The 18,495-nt window shown below is 62.2% G+C and carries 14 protein-coding genes and 1 pseudogene; 10 read left to right on the top strand and 5 right to left on the bottom strand.

The genetic code is table 11. The features are described 5' to 3' along the window. Nucleotides 1-54: 54 nt before the first annotated feature. Nucleotides 55-954 (top strand): LysR substrate-binding domain-containing protein, encoded by a 900-nt coding sequence (locus tag ACTJJN_RS19650; protein WP_012052847.1) that lies wholly within the window; start codon nucleotides 55-57, stop codon nucleotides 952-954. 49 nt (nucleotides 955-1,003) lie between these two features. On the opposite strand, the gene ACTJJN_RS19645 is transcribed toward ACTJJN_RS19650, so the two are convergent. Continuing rightward, nucleotides 1,004-1,627: a TetR/AcrR family transcriptional regulator gene (locus ACTJJN_RS19645; RefSeq protein ID WP_012052848.1), complete on the bottom strand. Its 624-nt coding sequence runs from the start codon at nucleotides 1,625-1,627 to the stop codon at nucleotides 1,004-1,006. A 129-nt stretch (nucleotides 1,628-1,756) separates the two neighbouring features. On the opposite strand from ACTJJN_RS19645, the gene ACTJJN_RS19640 reads away from it, so the two are divergent. The 3 genes from ACTJJN_RS19640 (at nucleotide 1,757) to ACTJJN_RS19630 (ending at nucleotide 5,858) form a co-directional block, all read left to right on the top strand. After that, nucleotides 1,757-3,439, top strand: a complete 1,683-nt coding sequence (locus ACTJJN_RS19640) for an amidohydrolase (protein WP_014860867.1) — start codon at nucleotides 1,757-1,759, stop codon at nucleotides 3,437-3,439. Nucleotides 3,440-3,453: 14 nt separating this feature from the next. Beyond that, a complete protein-coding gene (locus ACTJJN_RS19635; protein WP_012052850.1) occupies nucleotides 3,454-4,611 on the top strand; it encodes a YbfB/YjiJ family MFS transporter in 1,158 nt (385 codons plus the stop codon). 110 nt (nucleotides 4,612-4,721) lie between these two features. Further along, nucleotides 4,722-5,858: an NAD(P)-dependent oxidoreductase gene (locus ACTJJN_RS19630; protein WP_440781538.1), complete on the top strand. Its 1,137-nt coding sequence runs from the start codon at nucleotides 4,722-4,724 to the stop codon at nucleotides 5,856-5,858. Nucleotides 5,859-6,091: 233 nt separating this feature from the next. Here ACTJJN_RS19630 and ptxS read toward each other — a convergent pair whose 3' ends face one another. The 4 genes from ptxS to ACTJJN_RS19610 form a co-directional block, all read right to left on the bottom strand. Next, on the bottom strand, nucleotides 6,092-7,111 hold the full coding sequence (gene ptxS / locus ACTJJN_RS19625) for a transcriptional regulator PtxS (RefSeq protein WP_012052214.1): 1,020 nt from the start codon (nucleotides 7,109-7,111) through the stop codon (nucleotides 6,092-6,094). 244 nt (nucleotides 7,112-7,355) lie between these two features. Further along, complete coding sequence (locus ACTJJN_RS19620; RefSeq protein ID WP_440781537.1) at nucleotides 7,356-8,603, bottom strand: c-type cytochrome; 1,248 nt, start codon at nucleotides 8,601-8,603, stop codon at nucleotides 7,356-7,358. A gap of 12 nt (nucleotides 8,604-8,615) precedes the next feature. After that, a complete protein-coding gene (locus tag ACTJJN_RS19615; protein ID WP_004374955.1) occupies nucleotides 8,616-10,400 on the bottom strand; it encodes a GMC family oxidoreductase in 1,785 nt (594 codons plus the stop codon). A 3-nt stretch (nucleotides 10,401-10,403) separates the two neighbouring features. Next, entirely contained in the window at nucleotides 10,404-11,150 is a 747-nt protein-coding gene (locus ACTJJN_RS19610) for a gluconate 2-dehydrogenase subunit 3 family protein (RefSeq protein ID WP_004374959.1), read from the bottom strand. 278 nt (nucleotides 11,151-11,428) lie between these two features. Between ACTJJN_RS19610 and ACTJJN_RS19605 the strand changes: the two genes are divergently transcribed. The 6 genes and pseudogenes from ACTJJN_RS19605 to ACTJJN_RS19580 form a co-directional block, all read left to right on the top strand. Continuing rightward, entirely contained in the window at nucleotides 11,429-12,118 is a 690-nt protein-coding gene (locus ACTJJN_RS19605) for a histidine phosphatase family protein (protein ID WP_440781536.1), read from the top strand. 2 nt (nucleotides 12,119-12,120) lie between these two features. After that, entirely contained in the window at nucleotides 12,121-12,951 is an 831-nt protein-coding gene (locus ACTJJN_RS19600; protein WP_324737611.1) for a phosphatase PAP2 family protein, read from the top strand. A gap of 223 nt (nucleotides 12,952-13,174) precedes the next feature. After that, the gene (gene icmH / locus ACTJJN_RS19595; RefSeq protein ID WP_440781535.1) at nucleotides 13,175-14,017 is read left to right on the top strand and encodes a type IVB secretion system protein IcmH/DotU; all 843 of its coding nucleotides are present in this window, start codon (nucleotides 13,175-13,177) and stop codon (nucleotides 14,015-14,017) included. A gap of 19 nt (nucleotides 14,018-14,036) precedes the next feature. Further along, nucleotides 14,037-16,215, top strand: a pseudogene (locus tag ACTJJN_RS19590) (type VI secretion system Vgr family protein). Then, on the top strand, nucleotides 16,215-17,093 hold the full coding sequence (locus ACTJJN_RS19585; RefSeq protein ID WP_440781534.1) for a DUF4123 domain-containing protein: 879 nt from the start codon (nucleotides 16,215-16,217) through the stop codon (nucleotides 17,091-17,093). Before ACTJJN_RS19590 ends, ACTJJN_RS19585 begins: the two are co-directional and overlap by 1 nt. Nucleotides 17,094-17,107: 14 nt before the next feature. Continuing rightward, a partial coding sequence (locus tag ACTJJN_RS19580) for a T6SS effector BTH_I2691 family protein (protein ID WP_440781533.1) occupies nucleotides 17,108-18,495 on the top strand: 1,388 nt, incomplete at its 3' end.

Genomic DNA, 18,495 nt, shown 5'->3' with positions numbered 1-18,495 from the left:
TAAAATGCGCACTAGACTGCATTTTTGCGAACCACCTTTGCTTGAGAGGCACAAATGGACTTCAGTGGCAGATCCGGCGAGATGGAGATTTTTGTCAAGGTGGCGCAAGCGGGCAGCCTGTCTGCTGCCGCCCGAGCGCTAGGCCTGACGCCCTCGGCGGTCAGCCGCATTCTCGCCCGCACCGAACAGCGCCTGGGTACCCGCCTGCTGCTGCGCACGACCCGGGCGCTCACCCTCACCCCCGAGGGAGAGGCCTACCTGCGCGGCGCACGGCGGGTGCTGGCGGACATGCTGGAAGTGGAAGAAGCCATCACTGACCAAGGCGTGCCACGCGGGCGCTTGCGGGTCAGCGCTGCGCTGGGCCATGCCCGGTTGACCGTAGTGCCGCTGCTGGCGGCCTTCAGCGCACGCTACCCGCAAGTGCTGGTTGACCTGACCCTCAGCGACGAGGTGGCTGACATTCTCGGCGGCCAGGCCGACGTGGCACTGCGCTTCGGTCACCTGCCGGACAGCTCGTTGAGCGCTCGCGCCATTGGCGAGACCGGCCAGGTAGTGGTGGCCTCGCCCGATTACCTGCAACGCCACGGTACCCCGCTTGAACCTGAAGACCTGGCCCGGCACAACTGCCTGCGCTTCAACTTCCGCCGCGCGATGCCCGACTGGCCGTTTCACCGCGACGGGCATACATTCTCACTGAAGGTTAAAGGGAATATCGAATGCAGCAGCGGCGAAGCGCTGGCGCAGCTGGCCAGGCTGGGCGCCGGCGTGGCGCGTATCGGCACCTTTACCGTGGCCGATGACCTGGCCAGCGGGCAACTGGTGCCGTTGCTGGAGGCTTACAACCCGGGTGATCGGGAACCGATTCATGCGGTGTTCGTCGGCGGCCCGGCGATGCCGGCGCGGGTGCGGGTGTTTGTGGATTTTCTGGTGGAGCAGCTATCTGGCGGCCTGTAGGGTCGGCCTCATGTCGCGACAGGGCCGCCCACGCGCGCCCTGATCAGTCTCATCGCGCTTGCATGCCGGCCAGGATAAAGCCCATGAACCGCCGCACATCCGCCCGGTGTGCCGTCATGTCCAGCGGCTCGCGGCTGCAAAGGCGCAGCAACTGAAGGTGCCCGTAATCGTTGATCAGGAACGCCGCATAGCCCACGTCCAGCCCAGCCGCCAGCCTGCCGCTGTCGCACAAGTCCTGTAGCAGGCATTTCAACTCGTTGACCAACGCGTCGTTGACGCGCCTGTAGGCATCCGGCACGCCCTGCTGCTCAGCCCCCAGCAACGGCAGCAACGGCGGCAATATCTCGCGCCAGAGCGGTGCAGGCAGCACCTCGAATGCGTAATCGGTCAAGTGCGCTTCGTAGCAGCACAGGGCCTCCAGCGCATCGTCGAATTCCGGCAGGCGCCGCCGGGCTTCGGTCACCGCCCGGTGGTCGGCCTCGCGGAGCTTCTCCAGCAAAATTTCCTGCTTGCTGCCGAAATAAGCAAACACCGTGGGCACCGACACTGCGGCCAAGCGCGCGATCTGCTCCATGGTGGTGGTCTGGTAACCCTGCGTTTCAAACAGGCCTAGCGCCGTTCGGCTGATGGTTTCACGACGCATCGCCTTCTGCTGCTCGCGCAGTCCGCTCACATTCACACCTTTTTCGAATCGTACACGTCGGCGCACAGCATAACGCAAAGCTGCGCCGTAAAAATATTTTATTGACTAAAAGTTTTAATGAACTCAAAACTAATGCTCCATTCTGACCTGGGAGTTGCCATGTCCACCGCCGCAGACCTCATTATTCACAATGCCCGCATCTACACGGTCGACCCGCACAGGCCTTGGGCTGAGGCGGTGGCCATCTGCGGCGAACGCATCGTTTGCGTGGGCGACCACGGCAGCGTCATGGCATACGCCGGCCCTGCCACACGCCTGCTGGATGCCGGCGGCAAACTGGTGCTGCCGGGCTTCGTCGAGTCTCACTGGCATTTTTCCTCTACCGCCTTTGCCTTTCAGGCGCTGGTCAACCATACCGACCCGCTACAGGTGCTGGCCCTGCTCCAGGCCTACGTCGAGGCCAACCCCTGTGAAAAAGCCATTACCGGCATGGGCTGGATCCAGCCATTGATGCCTGGGCATATGTTGCGCCGCGAAGTACTGGATGCCATCTGTGCGGACAAGCCCGTGTGCCTGCTGTCCACCGACTATCACACCATGTGGGTCAACAGCTTCGCCCTGAACGCTGCCGGCATCGACCGCAACACCCCGCCAGTAGAAGAGGGCGCCAGCTGGTTCGAAAAGGACCCGATCACCGGCGAGCCCACGGGTGTGATCATTGACTGCGCCGCCTATTCGCTGCTGATGCAACGTCTGAGCGAAGCCGGCTACCTACCGACAGGCATCGACCTGTACCTGCGCTCGATTCCTTTTTGGCAAGAGAAACTGGTGGCGGCCGGGATTACCACGGTATTCGATGCCGGGTTCCTCGACCCCGCTGGCGACCAGTCGCTGCTGTATGAAACCCTGCAGCAACTGGAGCGTGAGGAGCGCCTGAAACTGCGGGTGGTCGGCAGCTACATCAACATGGGCACCGAGGACGATCCGGTCACGCGGCTGCAGGCCATGCGCGAACGCTACGACTCGCCGCTGGTCAAGGCGCAGACCCTCAAGCTGATGCTGGACGGGACCGAGCTGAACCACACCGCGTTCCTGCTCGAGCCCTATTGCGACAAGCCACACAGCTGCGGGTCGACGACCATGCCCGAGGAAGTGTTCGAGGGCCATGTGCGCAAGGCCGACGCCCTCGGTATCGACGTGATGGTGCATGCAGTGGGCGATGCCGCCGTGCGCATGGCGCTGGACGTGTTCGAGCGCACGTTCTCCAGCAATCCGCCCCGCGACCGTCGTCACGTCATCACTCACGCCTTTCTCACCCACCCCGACGACATACCGCGCTTTCGCCGTATCGGCGTCATGGCCAACACCCAGTTGCAGTGGGGCGTGGTCGATGCCTACGCCGAGGCCATCCAGCAGACCTATGGCTACCCACGCTGGGCGTCGATGTATAAATTCCGCAGCTTCATCGACCAAGGTGTGACCGTGTCCATCGGCATGGACGGCCTGGTGTGCCAATGCCGATGCCAGCACAAGCCGGTGGAACACATCGAATCGGGCCACACCCGCCAGCTTAGTGGCGAACCCGATGCCCCTGTGATGCCCGATGCCGACGAGCGCCTGAGTATCCCGCAACTGATCGCCGCCTATACCCTCAACGGTGCATACCAACTGGGCCTGGAACGGGAAATCGGTTCGATCACCGTTGGCAAGCGTGCCGACATCATCGTGCTGGAGCAGGACCTGTTCGAACTGGACCGCTACCAGATCGGCAATACCGAAGTAGCGCTGACCGTAATGAACGGCCGCATCACCCACGACGCAGGTACCCTGCCCCGCGCCTGACCCCGGACCCGACCATGCACAACAATAACAACACCCTGCTTCTGCGTGCTGCGCTGATCTACATCGCCGCCACGGCCTTGATCATCATTGGCGTACAACCCATCTTCATCGGCCTGCTGGCCGAGCGGTTGCATCTGGACCTTAGCCAACAGGGCTGGGTACTTTCCAGTGAAATGAGCGGAACACTGCTCGGCTGCCTGCTGCTATCAATACCAAGGCGTCATCCAAGTGGCCGTGGGCTGTACCTGGCGGCAGCCTTTGCAGCGCTGATGTTGAACCTCCTCAGCGCTGCGCTGGACACTTTGACGAACCTGATTCTGTGCCGTTTTGCCTGTGGTATCGCTGCGGGCCTGCTGTATGCCGGGTCGATCAGCGGGCTTGGCCGGCTGCCGGGCCAGGATCGCTCGTACGGCCTGTCGCTGCTGATTCAAACCGCTGTCTTTGCCCTGTACGCGACCTGTCTGCCACAACTGGCAGAGCAGTTCGGTCACCGCACGGCGATTGCATCACTGGGTTTCTGGTTCGTGCTGGTCGCTATGGCTGCGTTGTTCATTCCGGTACGGCTGCAGCGTGTAACCCCCGTGCGCCTGGCGCAGCCAGGCGGCGGCTCAGCGATTATCGGGCGCTACGCCCTGCTGGGGATGCTGTGCCTGCAGTTGGCGATCTATTCGTTGTGGGGGTTTGTCGAACAGTTGGCGCGCGAACGTGGCATCGAGGCGGTGGATGTGGGCTGGGCGTTCGGGCTGGGGATACTGGGTGGCTTGCCTGGCGGCGCCCTGCCCAGCCTGCTGGGCGCACGGGTGAGCCGCGGCCCGATGATCGGCCTGGGCTCGCTGGTAGTGCTTGTGTCAATCACCCTGCTGGCGCGCTATACACATGATGCCGATCAGCTGTGCATGGCACTGTTTCTGATGAACTTCGGCTGGGTGCTGGCGCTAACCTACTACATGGGGGCAATTGCCACCAATGACCCACGCGGCACGTTGACACCCTGGGTCAGTGCGCTGCAACTGGGGGCCGCGGCGGCAGCGCCGGCGTTAGTGGCGTTGCAGCAACAGAGTGCCGGGCGGGAAATGATCTTTGCCAGTGCAGGGACGGCGGTGGTGTTGGGGTGCGTGCTGAAGAGCGTGGCCGGCGTGGTTCATCGGCGGGCAGTTCGTGAAGCTGCTTGATGGCGCGCATGAGCCGGTGATGGTGTGCGACGACTGCAGCCCGATCTGACACCGAAACCGCCCGTTAGGTTATCTTCGACACTTCACTGTACCGACCGGGTCAGACCAACATGCGTATTGTCATTCCCGACGACTACCAGGATGTAATCCGTACGCTCGATTGCTTCGGCAAGCTGAGCGGGCATGCTGTCAGCGTCCTTCATGAGCTCCCGCCTGCCACGCTGGAACAACTTGCCGCACGTTTTGCCGATGCCGACGCCCTGGTACTCACCCGCGAACGCACACGCATCGACGCTGCCTTGCTCGACCGCCTGCCCAACCTCAAGCTGATCAGCCAGACCGGCAAGGTGTCCAGCCACCTTGACCTGGCTGCCTGCACTGCGCGCGGCATTGCCGTGACCGAGGGGCGCGGATCGCCGGTAGCGCCTGCCGAACTGGCCTGGGCGCTGATCCTCAATGCCCGCCGGCAACTGGTGCCGGCCATTGATGCCTTCCGCCAAGGCCAATGGCAGGTCAACCTGGGCCAGGCGCTGGCCGGGCAGACGCTGGGCATCTGGGGCTATGGCAAGATCGGCCAGCGCCTGGCGCGTTATGCGCAGGCTTTCGACATGCCCGTGCTGGTGTGGGGCAGCGACAGCAGCCGCGCTCCAGCTCCTGCGCAGCGCCCAGTGCAGAAAGGTGACGCACCTGGGCCCGGGTCAGCGCCAGCAGGTCTTCGCCAACCAGGGGGTACTCGACGGCGCGCACCACGCCCGGCGCGAACTCGGCCATCAGCGCTGCCCACGCTTGCAGGTCCGCTGCTTGCGGCGGTATGGCAACCAGACGGCCATCGGCCCGGCGCTGCACAGCCTTGCAATGCACATAGCGCACCCAACGGCCTAGCTGTCTTGCAGCTTGCGGCGCAGGCTCGCCCTGCCACTGCCAGTTACCGATATCGAACGTCATGCCCACGCGCAGCCCAAGCGGGTCGACACGCTGGAAAAACTGCAGCATCGGTTCGATCCTGCCACCTTGTGCGGTCTGATCGTTTTCCACCAGCAACAGAGGCCCATGCGCAGGCAACAGCGACGCCAGGGCCGTCACATCGCAGTGCTCATCGAAGTGTCCCAAGGAAACCTTCAGCGCCACCGCGCCAAGCGCCCGGGCAATTTCCAGCTTCTGCACCAGCAGCGGGTCGGGCACGCCTTGCGCGGTCCACAGTTCAAGGGGGGTGGAGTACAGGCATTCCAGGCGCAGCGCGGCAATGACCCTGCCCAGCGCAGCTGCGTCCGGTGCACTGGTGAACAATTCTTCGCGCAATTCGACGCGACTGACGCCAGCGGCTGCCAGCAGGTCCAGAAACTGCTCCTGGCCACGTTGGCGCACAACATCAGCGCCGTAGCTGGAGAGACTGATGGAAACGGGGTTCGCTTGCATTGTTCTTGTCCTTATGAAACCGGTTTCATTTTTGATCAACAGCAGGCGCAAGCCTGCCGTTTTCTTACTGGGGTTGGGTTGAACCGCGGATGATCAGGTTGGCCTTGAAGTCGATGCGCCGGGCTGCGCCGCTGTCGCCGCGCAAGCGACCGAGCAGGCTTTCGAATGCCGCCACACCGATACGCTCGGTGGGCTGGGCCAGCGCGGTGATGCCTTTGCCGACCAAGGGGTACCAGTCGAGGTCGTCGAGGGCGATCAGCCCGACATCGGCAACCAGGTTGCGCCCGGCCTCGAGCAGCGCCCGGGTCACCGCCAAGGTGGCAACGCCGTTGAAGGTGAAGATGGCTTGCGGACCATGACCACTGTGGGCAAGAAACGAAGCCAATTGGCCCGGCAGCCCGGCGCCGATTTCGAGTACCTGCTGACGCATGCCTGGCCGACGGCTGATCGACGCGCCGAATGCCTGCACCCGCTCCAGGCGTGAACTGGTGCCATCGAGGGGTTCGCTGACCGCCAGGATGTCGCGGTAGCCCTGGGCCTGCAGGTGGTCCAGGGCCTGCTCGACTGCGTCAGCATTGTCCAGGCCGACAAGGTCCACATTCAGCTCGGGCAATTGGCGGTCGACCAGCACCATGGGGATGTCGCGCTGCAGGTTGAGCAGTTCGCCGGGGTGGTGACCGAGCGTGTTCACGATCAACCCTTCGACGTTGTAGCTCTGCAGGGCCACCAGGTGGTGACGCTCCTGCTCGTCGTCGCGGTTGGTGTTGCACACCACCAGGCTGTAACCATGCTGACGGCAGGCGGTTTCCACGCCGTGCATCACGGCCACTGAATAGGGGTTGAGGATATCGGCCACCAGCATGCCGATCAGCCGCGTCTGGCCGCGCTTGAGGCCGCGAGCCATCTGGTTGGGGCGATAGCCGAGGCGTTCGATGACCTCTTCCAGCCGCTTGGCCGTGGCTTCGGCCAGCAATTGGCGGTCGCCACCGATGTAACGGGAGACGGTGGCTTTGGAAACGCCAGCAACACGCGCCACTTCGCTGATGGTGACCCGTTCGCGGGTATGGGCAGGCGCGTCGGTCATGGGTTTTCCTTATGATTGTTTTAATAGTGATGAAACCGGTTTCAATACAGCAAAAATGCGCGGATTCGTCAACAGGCCGTTGGTCGGGCACGAAGACAGGAAATGTTAAATCGCATTTAGAATATTGCATAGGTCATTGATATTAATAGATTTATATCTACGGGATCGGGGTTGGGGATGGCACAGGCTTCGCCCGTGTTCGCGGGTAAACCCGCTCCTACGGGCGAGGGCGCAGAAAAACACGTCAGCGAAGCGACTTCACATCACCGGCGGTGACGGCACTGCCCTGGTTCCCCCAGCTGCTGCGAATGAAATTCACCACCTCGGCAACCTCCTGGTCACTCAGGCGCCAGCCGAAAGCCGGCATGGTGAAGTTCGACGGCGCACTGTGCGTTGCCGGTACCGTGCCACCGGCGAGCACCACATGGATCAACGACGTGGCATCCGCAGTCTGCACCACCGGGTTGCCGGCCAAAGCCGGGAACACGCGGGTGTAGCCCTGCCCGTCGGTGCGGTGGCAGGCCGCGCAGTTGTCGATGTACACCGCCGCCCCAGGCTTGCTGTCGTCACCCTTCCATAGCGCATCCGCGACCTGCTTGTCGTAAACATGCGGCTGGTCATTCGGATTACTCGGCGGCAGGGTTTTCAGGTAGCGGGCGATAGCGGTCAGGTCGGCATCACTCATGTGCTGCATGCTGTGCTCGACCACATCGCTCATGCCGCCGAACACGGCGCTGCGATCACTGCGCCCAGTCTTGAGAAACTGCACCAACTGCGCTTCGCTCCAGCTGCCCAGGCCGTCTTTGTGATCACCACGCAGGTTCTTGGCAATCCAGCCTTCCAGCGGTGCGCTGCCGGCCAGAAACTGCTCGCCATCGGCCGCGCTCAGGGCCTTCTCCTGCATGGTCAGCGCCCGCGGCGTATGACAAGCGCCACAATGCCCAAGGCCCTCGACCAGGTACGCACCGCGGTTCACCACAGGGTCAGCTGTCGCCGATACCTGCCAGGGCTTGGCCTCTGGTGCGAACAGGCCGCGCCAGATTGCCAGTGGCCAGCGCATGCTCAGCGGCCAGGGAATGTCAGAGGCCTTGTTCGCCTGCTCGACAGGCGCCACGCCCTTCATGAAATAGGCGTACAGCGCCTGCATGTCCTGCTCGCTGACCCGCGCATACGACGGGTATGGCATGGCCGGATAGAGCGTACTGCCATCTTTGCCAATACCCCTGCGCACGGCCTGGTCGAAGTCTTCGAAGCTGTACTGGCCAATGCCACTGACCGCCGGGGTGATGTTGGTGGAGTACACCGTGCCAATCGGCGTTTCCATCGGCAACCCGCCGGCAAAGGGTTTGCCGTCTTTGGCGGTATGGCAGGCCACGCAGTCACCGGCGCGGGCCAGGTACTCGCCCAGGCGCACCTGCGCATCGTCATTCGCTACGGCCTGTGCAGCCGCACCGGCCCCCAGCACCAGGGTGGCGATCAACAGTGTCTTCATGCTCATCGCTCCTCAAGCCTGGACCAACGGACCGGGGTTTTTCAGGTACTGCTCACGGATGGCGCGGGCCGACCAGTAGGTGAGCGCAGCCACCAGCCCGGTCGGGTTGTAACCCAGCCCCTGCGGGAACGCCGAAGCGCCCGGAACGAACACGTTGTGTACGTCCCAGCTTTGCAGGTAGCGGTTCAGTGCACTGGTCTTGGGGTCGGTGCCCATGATCGCCCCGCCGTTCAGGTGGGTGGTCTGGTAACTGGCGGTGTTGAAGTGGTCCTTGACCTGCTTGCCCAGCACGGCAATGGCCTTGGGGTTCATCGCTTGGGCGATCTTGCTCAGCTTGTCGACCATGAACTGGTTCATCTTGATGTCGTTTTCCTGCCAGTCGAACGTCATGCGCAGCAGCGGCTGACCGTAGGCATCGCGGTAGGTGGGGTCCAGGTCCAGGTAATTGCCACGGTAGGACTGATGGGCGCCGTGGGCGTCCATCGACACCTGGTGGGTGTAGTAGTCGGCCGTGGCTTTCTTCCAGGCACTGCCCCAGGCCGGCGTGCCCGGCGGGTTGGAGGTACCGGCAATCGGCCGGCTACCGGCCTGGTTCACCCACATTGGCGAACCGCCGACGAAGCCGTGCGGGCCATGGTCGAAGTTGTCGGCGTTGAAATCGTCGATGGCAATGCCATTGCCACCCGCGCCGATGAAGTTGTTGGTGTAGGTGTCCTTGTCGAAGAACGCCTTGACTGTCCCCATGTTCTGATAGGCGAAGTTACGCCCGACCACACCTTCGTTCTTCACCGGATCGTAAGGTTTGCCAATGCCGGAAAGCAGCATCAGACGCACGTTGTTGAACTGGAAAGCCGCCAGAATCACCAGCTCTGCCGGTTGCTCCACCTCGCGCCCCTGGGCATCGATGTAGGTCACGCCGGTGGCCTTGCGCTTGCGGTCGTCCAGGTTCACCCGCAGCACATGGGCATTGGGCCGCAACTCGAAGTTGGGCACCTGGCGCAGCGCCGGCAGGATATTCACGTTGGGCGAGGCCTTGGAGTACATGTAACACACGTAGCCGCTGCAGAAACCGCAGAAGTTGCACGGCCCCATCTGCGCACCGTAGGGGTTGGTGTATGGCCCGGAGGTGTTGGCCGACGGCAGGTTGTAGGGTTTGTAGCCCAGGCGGGTGGCAGCCTTTTCGAACAGCCTTGCCGATACAACGTTCTTCTGCGCGGGCAGCGGGAACGGGTTGGAACGGTCCGGCGCATAGGGGTTGCCGCCCTTCCCTTCACCGACCACCTGGCCTTTGACGGTCCAGGCCTGGCCCGAAGTGCCAAAGACCTTTTCGGCAAAGTCAAAATAGGGCTCCAGCTCTTCGTAACTGACACCGAAGTCCTGGATAGTCATGCCTTCGGGAATGAACGTGCGCCCGTAGCGCTCTTCATAGTGGCTGCGCAGGCGCAACTCGACGGGGTCGACCCGGAAGTGCACACCCGACCAGTGCAGGCCCGCGCCCCCCACGCCCTTGCCCGGCAGGAATGCACCCAGCTGGCGATTGGGCAATGCCACATCATTCACGCTATGGCGGACAGTGACGGTTTCTTTCGATACATCGACGAACAGCTTCTTGCGCACGCTGTAGGTCAGCTCATCGATCACCTGCGGGTAGCTGCCTTCGGGGTAGGTATCCTGCATCGGCCCCCGCTCCAGGGCTACCACGTGCAGCCCGGCCTCGGTCAGCTCTTTGGCCATGATCGCACCGGCCCAGCCGAAGCCGACGATCACCGCATCCACTTTGTTCAACACAGTCGCCATGCCTCAGGCCCTCTCACCACGGATCGACACAGCCGGGAACGGGTAAGGCTCATTGCGCTCGACCCAGTCCATGAAGTCGGCGCGGGCGCCGGGGAAGCCGATCTGGGTCCAGCCGACCATGCCTTTGTTGCCGCCATGAATCGGGTCGCAGAAGAACCCTTCGCGCGTGTTTTGCACCAGCAGGCTGAAGAACACCTTGGCCGGAACGGTTTCGAAAACCAGCTCTCCTGCCTCCAACTTGCTGAGAATGCGGTCCCGGGTAGCGCTATCTTGCGCAGCAAAAACCTGTCCGCCATTGGCCTTGCACCAGCCGTCCACGGCAGCGATGCCCAGGCGGTAGATTTGTTGCGGGCTGAGCTGCAGCTGGTAGCCCAGCTCGGGCGGGGCGTCGGCGTTGAAGGGCCCTTGCATGTACCACTGTGCGCCAGTCGCGTAGGGGGTGTTCATTTGCCGGTCGATAAATTCGGCGGCGCCAGCTTCCAGTGCCCCTGGGCCAAGCTCATCGGCCGGGATGATGCGCGACACGGCGGCTTGTACAAAAGCCCATTCTTCGGCGCTGAAGAATGTCGGTTGATAATTGCCCGCAGGCGGCGTGGCCGGCACTTTCGGTTGCTGATGCGGTTGCGGGGCCGCAAGCAGCTGGCTGGCGCCCACGCCAAGCCCTGTACTGGCCACTGTAACGACAGGGATCAGGGTCAAGGTCTTGCGCAGAAAATCCCTGCGCGGGTTGTCTGGGGCATGCTCAGGCATTGCGAATCCTCATCGGCTGTGGGGGTGGCCTTGATAAGCGCCATCTGATTTTCAATAAAGAGGTGATCTTGATAGGCCATCAAGAAGACAGCCGAATAATCTAGCGCGTTCAGACAGGTTTTGAAACCGGTTTCATTTTTACCCTCTCATCCGGCTTGACCTCCACCGCACGCCCATCAGCGCAAGGCTTTTTTCACACCCGCCTCACCCTCTGCCGACATTCCACTGCCTACAGTGCCGACGCTCTCGCATGGAGCAGACTGACTGGAGTGGCAAAGATGCTGCACGACGTGATCGACGACGCCCCCGTTTCACGGCTTGCGCCGATATACCAATGGCCTTGGGGCACGGCGCAATGGGTGGTGTTGTGCCTGCTGCTCTTGTTCGGCGTAGCGCAAGCCTGGGCGCAGCAGCGCGCGGCCATCCCCAACCTGGGCAATCCCCATCACCTGCAGCACAGTGGGCTGTATACCGATTGGGCGAAAGGCTCGGTGATTGTCGTATTGCGCCATGCCGAACGCTGCGACCGCTCTAGTGAGGCGTGCCTGAATGACCCCAGCGGCATCACCGTCGCGGGCAGGCAGGCGGCCACCGATGTAGGCCTCGGGTTGCAACACCTTGGCCTGGGCGCAGTTGATGCCTGGACCAGCCCAGAGGTGCGAACCCGGCAGACCGCACAAGCCATGTTCGGTAAAACCATTGCCACACAAGACTGGCTTAATCAGTGTGACGGCCACTTTGCCGAAAATGCCTTTGCCCTCAAGCGAAAAGGCCACAACCTCGTGCTGGTCAGCCACAGCGGCTGCATGGAACAACTGGAGCAGGCACTCAAAGCGCCTTCTAGCGCAACAGCGAACAGCTATGCCAGCGCCCTGTTCATCACGCGTGGCAACGATGGCAAGACGAAGGTGCTGGGCCAAATGGCGGCCAGTGAATGGCACACTCTCATTGATGCCAAGGAACTCTGAACATGCCCTCCCGCGCCACCTTCTACCGCAACAACCTGCTGCTGCCGCTATTGCTGGCCGCCATTGTGTTCATGGCCTTCGACCTCACAGACTTCGATCGCTGGATCAGCAACCTGCTGCTTGACCCGGCCACTGGCCAGTTCCCGCTGCTGCACAACCCGTTATTCGAGAAAGTCACTCACAAATGGCCACGCATCCTGCCGGACTGGACCGGTGAACTGGCCGTCATAGGCAGCTTGCTGTCGTTCATCTGGCCGCGCTTGGCCAACCGCCCCCAACTGGGCCTTGCCCGGGCGCTGGAAAAGGTCCGTATTGCACCGGTGCTGCGCTTTACCACCCAACACCGACGCGACCTGTTGTTCGTGGTGGTAGCGTTCGCGCTGAGCACCACCGTGATTCACTACCTGAAAAGCCATACCAGCGTGTATTGCCCTGTGGAAACCACGCTGTATGGCGGTTCGCAGCCCCGGGTCGAATGGTTCGAAAACTTCTCTTTATGGGGCAAACCCGGCGATGGCCGTTGCTGGCCGGGTGGCCATGCATCCAGCGGGTTTACGCTGTTGGCGCTGTATTTCGTGGCCCTGCGCCATCGGTGGGCACATGCTCGCAAGTTGTTGGTGGCCATTCTGCTGATCGGGTTCGTGTACGGCACTACCCGAGTATTACAGGGCTGGCACTATATGTCTCATACGTTCTGGGCCGGGATCTTTGTCTGGCTTACAACCTGGGCAACAGCATTGCTCTTCTATGGACGCATCGCGCTGCAGGCGACTGAACTCAGCCCAGTCCTATCTGATGCTGCGCCGCAGCACTTGCAGACGTGGCCAGAATAGTCATGAGAAAAATCAGCCCTCTATAAAACATCACTCATTTCTTGACAGCAATAATCAGACAACAACTTCCAAAGAAACTTCCTACAATGCTTTAGGAAGTTTCAATCTCCCACAAAAATTGATTCCTAGTTACTCTTCAGGCTTTCGCAACTGCTAATGCCCGACCGCATGGACGCGGGGGGCCACCGCGAGTGTTTGAGCTGCCAAGAGACGAGGATCAAGGATGCCCAAAGAGTCCGACCGCACTGGCAAACCAGTGCCCACCCCCCAAAAGCCAATCCTGCTCGAAGACCTAAACGAAACCCCACCGCCTCCTGACGGCGCGGGTCCTGAATACGCAACCGATCTACCCGGCTACCCGGCCGATCCAGACTTTCAGCTACGCGGCGGCTACGACAACCTCATGCTCGACGCGGCAAGCCAGCTGTTCGGCCTGGTCATTCGCCTACGCACGCTGGATGACCTGCCCAACATCCAGTTCGTGCACAAGACCGTGCAAACACAGGTCAGTACTATTCGCGAAGAAATGCGACAGCACGGCTATTGCGCGGTCCATCAGGAAGTCTATTCCTACGCCCTGTGCCTGCACCTGGACGAGGCCGTGATGACCCGCCCCTGGGGCCAGAACTCGTGCTGGAGCCACGAACCGCTGCTGAGCATCTTCCACGACGAAACCCAGGGCGGCGAAAAGATCTTCGTGCTGCTCGAGCGCATCATGCAATCGCCAAAGGAATTCCAGGATGTGCTGGAGTTCCTGTACTTCTGCTTTTGCCTGGGCCTGCAAGGCAAATACGCCCTTGACCCCAAGGGCGATGAAATCCTCAGCGCGCTGATCAGCCGGATGCACAAGGTCATTCGCCAACTGCGTGGCCCCACGCCGCAAACAGTGAGCGACCCCTATAGCAACGTCGTCCATTGCCCCCACCGTATGCGCCGCTGGCAGTGGCCCTGGTGGACCCCGCTGGTCATTTCGGTCATCGCCATGGTCTGCGCGTACAGCTACTACAGCTACCGCCTCGACCTGCTAACCGCCGAAGTCCTCGAATCGCTCAACGCCATTCTGTAACAGTAACGGGGGACGCCACATGCCCAGCCAATCCGATTTGCGCTTCACTTTCCAGCCGCTGGTTGGCCGAAGCGAGTTTGAGGTGGTGTCGTTCGAGCTGGACGAAGCCATCAGCTCACCGTTCCGGCTGCAGCTGGAGCTGATCAGCTTCGAAGACGATGTCGACTTCGGCCAGCTGCTCGACAAACCGGTGCTGTTTACCCTCTGGCAGGGTGAGCGCCCGTTGCGCTACGTGCACGGCCTGGTCAGCACCTTCAGCCAGGGTGAAACAGGCTTCCATCGCACCCGTTACCGCGCACTGGTCGAGCCCATGCTGGCCCGCGCCGGGCTGCGCTCGAACTGGCGCATCTTCCAGCAGAAAACCGTGCCGCAGATTCTCGAGATCATGCTCAAACGCCAAGGCGTGAATGCCTACGAGCTGAAGTGTCTCGACCCGCATCAGGTGCGCGAATTTTGCGTGCAGGCCGGTGAAACAGACCTCGACTTCATGGCCCGCCTGGCCGCCGAGGAAGGCATTGTCTACCGCTTCGAACACACGCCGAAACAGCACTTGCTGGTCATCACTGACCGGCTGCTGGCGCTGGGCCAGATCAGCCGGGGGGCCATCAAGACCCATGATGAGGATGAAGGGTTTCGCGAAGACGACGTGGGCCCCGATCAGGTGCTGTACCGATCCGTTGGAGGCGGCGATCAGGCCAGGCCTTGCCTGCGGCGCTTGCGTTACAGCGAACAGGTGCGAACAGCGCAGCAGGTGCAACGGGACTACACCTTCACTCATCCGCAATACCGTCAGGAACACAGGGCGTACGACAATAGCAACACCCATCAATCGCTGAACTATGAGCGCTTCGACTACCCCGGCCGATACAAGCGTGATGCGGTCGGGGGTTCCGTTCACTGCCACCCGCCTTACGGCCCTGCGCCATGATGCGCGCATTGCCGAAGTGGAAGGCGACGATGTGCGCCTACAACCGGGGCTGAGCTTCACCCTCATCGAGCACCCGCGTGAAGACCTCAACGTGCACTGGCGCACGGTCAGCGTGCATCACGAAGGCACCCAGTTCACCAGCCTGCAGGAAGAGGCCGCCGGCTCGCAGCAAGGCACCCGCTACAAACAGGACGCATTGCTGGTTCCCGGCAGGGCCGAATGGCGCCCGGCCCCCCTGCCCAAGCCACGCATTGACGGCCCGCACATGGCGACGGTGGTCGGGCCCAAGGGCGAGGAAATCTATTGCGACCAATGGGGCCGGGTGAAAGTGAGCTTTCCTTGGGACCGGGAAAGCGAAAACAACGAGTTCAGCTCCTGCTGGGTGCGCGTGTCGCAAGGTTGGGCGGGGGGCAGCTGGGGTTCGATGGCCATCCCGCGCATCGGCCAGGATGTGATCATCCAGTACGTCAACGCCGACCCGGACCAGCCGATGATCACCGGGCGCACCTATTGCGGTAACCAGTTGCCGCCCTATGACCTGCCCGAGCACAAGACGCGCATGACCATCAAGAGCCAGACCCATAAAGGCGAAGGCTTCAACGAGCTGCGCTTCGAGGATGAACTGGGTCGGCAGGAGGTGTTCATTCATGCCGAGCGGGACCAGAACAACATCGTCAAGCACGACGAAACCACACGCGTGGGTAACGACCGTACCGAACGCGTCGAACGAGACGAGACGATTTCGATCGGTCAGGACCGTCGCGAAGACATCGCCCGTGACGAATCTGTTGGCATCGGCCAGAACCGGGTACACGAAATCGGCAACGACGACAGCCTGAGCATCGGCCGCAACCACAGGATCACCACAGGCAAGGATCGAATCGAACAGGTAGGGAACCACCGGCAGGACATCACCAAGGCAAACCACACAGTAGAAATCGGCGGCCACCTCGAACAGGTCGTTGCCGGTCACAGCACGTTGCAAACGGGCGAAGCCATCCGGCACACCACCAAGGTTTATGACATCCAGGTCAGCGAAAGCCTGACGATCCGCAGCCCCGCGGGGCTTCTGAGAGTCGACGGCGCCGGTATCACGCTGGACGGCCTGGCGCTGGCCTTCAAAGGGCCTGTCAGCCAGCAGGCTACGGGTAGCAATCGCGTCACTTCAACGTCTGGCGTACCGGCGCCGGGCGAACCCATTTGCCTCAGCTGCCTGCTCAAAGCGATCGCCGACGGCCACACCATCATTCGCATGGAAGGAGCAAGCTGATGCCCAGCCCATTTGTCAGAGCAATGGTCGATGTGCTGCGGGCATCCGATCACTATCGCCTCAGCGCCATCGTGGAAATGGCCAACTTGACACCCAAGGTGCAGGAACAACTGACCGGGCACTACACGGGCCGCTGCTGGCCACTGCTGCAGCAAGCCCAGTTCAGCAACCTGCGGACAGCAGGCCCTTGGTTGTTCGGTTCGCGCCTCGGTTCCGATGTCTCGGCCCAGTACGACTTCCAATGGCAACTTGAACAAGGTGCTGCTGGCGCCGTGTGCGGCTGGATAGTCAGCGCGCTTCCCGCTGCCCGGCTCGCCGGACACCTGAGCCACGCCAACATCGTCACGGGCACGGACGGCCACTCGTACCTGTTGCGCTTCCACACCGCCGCGGCTCTGCTAGTGCTGGACAGGCACCGTGAGCTGCCTGGGGTTAGCGAATGGCTGGCCCCCATCCATCACTGGTGGGCACCCGTGGCACACCCGAGCAAGCGGTTGTGGATGCAGATATCCGGCGGTAATCAGCCTCAATCCACGCACTGTCCGCCAATCACGTTGAACGAAGCGTGTTGGGCCGAACTGGCGGGTGACCCGCTGAGCTATCAACTTGCCGAGTTGCTCAAGAACGAGCGGTCCTGCCCGACCTTGCACACTGCCTGCCACGGCACACGGGTTGGCTTGATTCAGCACTATCTGGATCAGGCGCGCGCGCAAGGCCTGGGGCGTGAAGAAGACCTTATCAGCTATGTGCTGATGCTGGCTCGCGGTGGCGAACAGCTCAGTAGCTCGCCAGCCTGGCAGGAGGCGATTGCCGCCACGCGCGAGCAGCAGACATCCCTGATGGACAACGTGCAGCGCTGCCTGCGCACCAAGGACTGAGGCACAACACAACCATGGACTCACTCAGCGAAACCCTCGAACTGTGCAGGCGCATCACCTCCGGCTACCGCCCGGCCCTGCGCAACAGCCCCGTCGCCGACTGCACCCGCCGCTTCGAACTGCTGCCCCTGCGCTACGCCGCCGTCGGCGGCAACCCGGCACAACGTGCCCGCCTGCCCAAATTGCCGGGCTATCTCAGCCCGTTCCAGGAGGTCGGCGAGCTGACCCACTCCAGCTACGCCATCCGCCCTTTGCGTGAGGGCTTTCTCTACCTGCTGATCAAGCGCCATAGCGCACCGGCCTACGAATGGCACAGCCAGTACCGCGTGGCGCCCAATGGCTCGCTGCTGTACATCAGCAGCGACGCCCCCTGGGCGCCTGCCCCCAGCGCCGGCAATCTGGATGAGATCCTTCGCGGTTTCGGCTGGACCATCACCCTCTACGACCTGGATGACATCCAGGAGCTGCGCCCATTGTTCAGCCCTTCCCCGCTGACCCCGCGCATGCTCGACAACTACCGCCTGCTCGACGAGGAATACCGCAGCAGCCTGCCCACGATCGATATCGCCCGCTTCATCCAGCCTTCCGACGCCCCGCCACAGCCCCACGTCCTCAAGCATGACCAACTGAACTGGGTGGCCGACTTCAAGGCCCAAAACGATGCAGACCTGCAGGCACTGCTGGACCTGCAGCCGTTCAACAACGACCAGATCGTCTCGCCGCACGCATCACGCCAAGCGCTGGCACCGCTGGTGAACCACAGCAAACCCCGTGGCGCCGCCATCGTCATCGAAGACGCCATCGGGATCACCCAGGAGCTCAACGCCTGGCGCAACGCCGCTGTCGAGGATGTGAAGACCCAGTGGCTGGCGCGTACCGTGGAACCCGGGGTGGACAACGAACGCAAGCTGCTGGTCGCGCAGTCGTTCCTGGAAATCGAAAAACTCTACCCGCAGATGGTGGCCGAGCAGATCGTCAAGCGCGAAGTCATGGCCGAAAAAGTCCGCAACCAGCCCCACCTGCATCCCGAGATCTACTTGTTCTCCGAACGGGCCAGTCAACAGGCCGATGCCCATGATGAACGCATGAAGCCCCACCTGGCGCAGTTCGAGCGCGAGGTCCGCAGCAAAGTCCAGGCCCGCCAGGATGCCGGCGAGTTCCGCAAGCGGTTCGACCAGAAATACGGCCACCTGGTCGACCGCCAGGCCATGCACGATCAGCTCGACGGTTTCGAGCAGGCCATGCAACACGCCCAGCAAGCCGCCGAAGACCGCGCCAACGACCATACCCGCTGGGTGGTCAGCGAACGGTTGTTGCAGGCGCTGGACCGCTACGACAACGCCGACCTCATCAACGGCCTGGCCTTTGCCGAACAGACCGGCCAGTGCGTGATCGGCATGGA

Origin of the sequence: Pseudomonas sp. 22515 (assembly GCF_052044625.1) — a bacterium.
Classification (GTDB): Bacteria; Pseudomonadota; Gammaproteobacteria; order Pseudomonadales; family Pseudomonadaceae; genus Aquipseudomonas; species Aquipseudomonas alloputida.
This window is presented reverse-complemented; position numbering and strand designations above follow the sequence as displayed.

Excerpts from the sequence above, each read along its gene's own strand:
- ACTJJN_RS19610 (WP_004374959.1), bottom strand. The coding sequence starts at position 11,150 with ATGCCTGAGCATGCCCCAGACAACCCGCGCAGGGATTTTCTGCGCAAG.
- ACTJJN_RS19635 (WP_012052850.1), top strand. The coding sequence starts at position 3,454 with ATGCACAACAATAACAACACCCTGCTTCTGCGTGCTGCGCTGATCTAC.
- ACTJJN_RS19620 (WP_440781537.1), bottom strand. The coding sequence starts at position 8,603 with ATGAAGACACTGTTGATCGCCACCCTGGTGCTGGGGGCCGGTGCGGCT.
- ACTJJN_RS19630 (WP_440781538.1), top strand. The coding sequence starts at position 4,722 with ATGCGTATTGTCATTCCCGACGACTACCAGGATGTAATCCGTACGCTC.
- ACTJJN_RS19615 (WP_004374955.1), bottom strand. The coding sequence starts at position 10,400 with ATGGCGACTGTGTTGAACAAAGTGGATGCGGTGATCGTCGGCTTCGGC.
- ACTJJN_RS19585 (WP_440781534.1), top strand. The coding sequence starts at position 16,215 with ATGCCCAGCCCATTTGTCAGAGCAATGGTCGATGTGCTGCGGGCATCC.
- ptxS (WP_012052214.1), bottom strand. The coding sequence starts at position 7,111 with ATGACCGACGCGCCTGCCCATACCCGCGAACGGGTCACCATCAGCGAA.
- ACTJJN_RS19650 (WP_012052847.1), top strand. The coding sequence starts at position 55 with ATGGACTTCAGTGGCAGATCCGGCGAGATGGAGATTTTTGTCAAGGTG.
- ACTJJN_RS19605 (WP_440781536.1), top strand. The coding sequence starts at position 11,429 with ATGCTGCACGACGTGATCGACGACGCCCCCGTTTCACGGCTTGCGCCG.
- ACTJJN_RS19600 (WP_324737611.1), top strand. The coding sequence starts at position 12,121 with ATGCCCTCCCGCGCCACCTTCTACCGCAACAACCTGCTGCTGCCGCTA.
- ACTJJN_RS19640 (WP_014860867.1), top strand. The coding sequence starts at position 1,757 with ATGTCCACCGCCGCAGACCTCATTATTCACAATGCCCGCATCTACACG.
- icmH (WP_440781535.1), top strand. The coding sequence starts at position 13,175 with ATGCCCAAAGAGTCCGACCGCACTGGCAAACCAGTGCCCACCCCCCAA.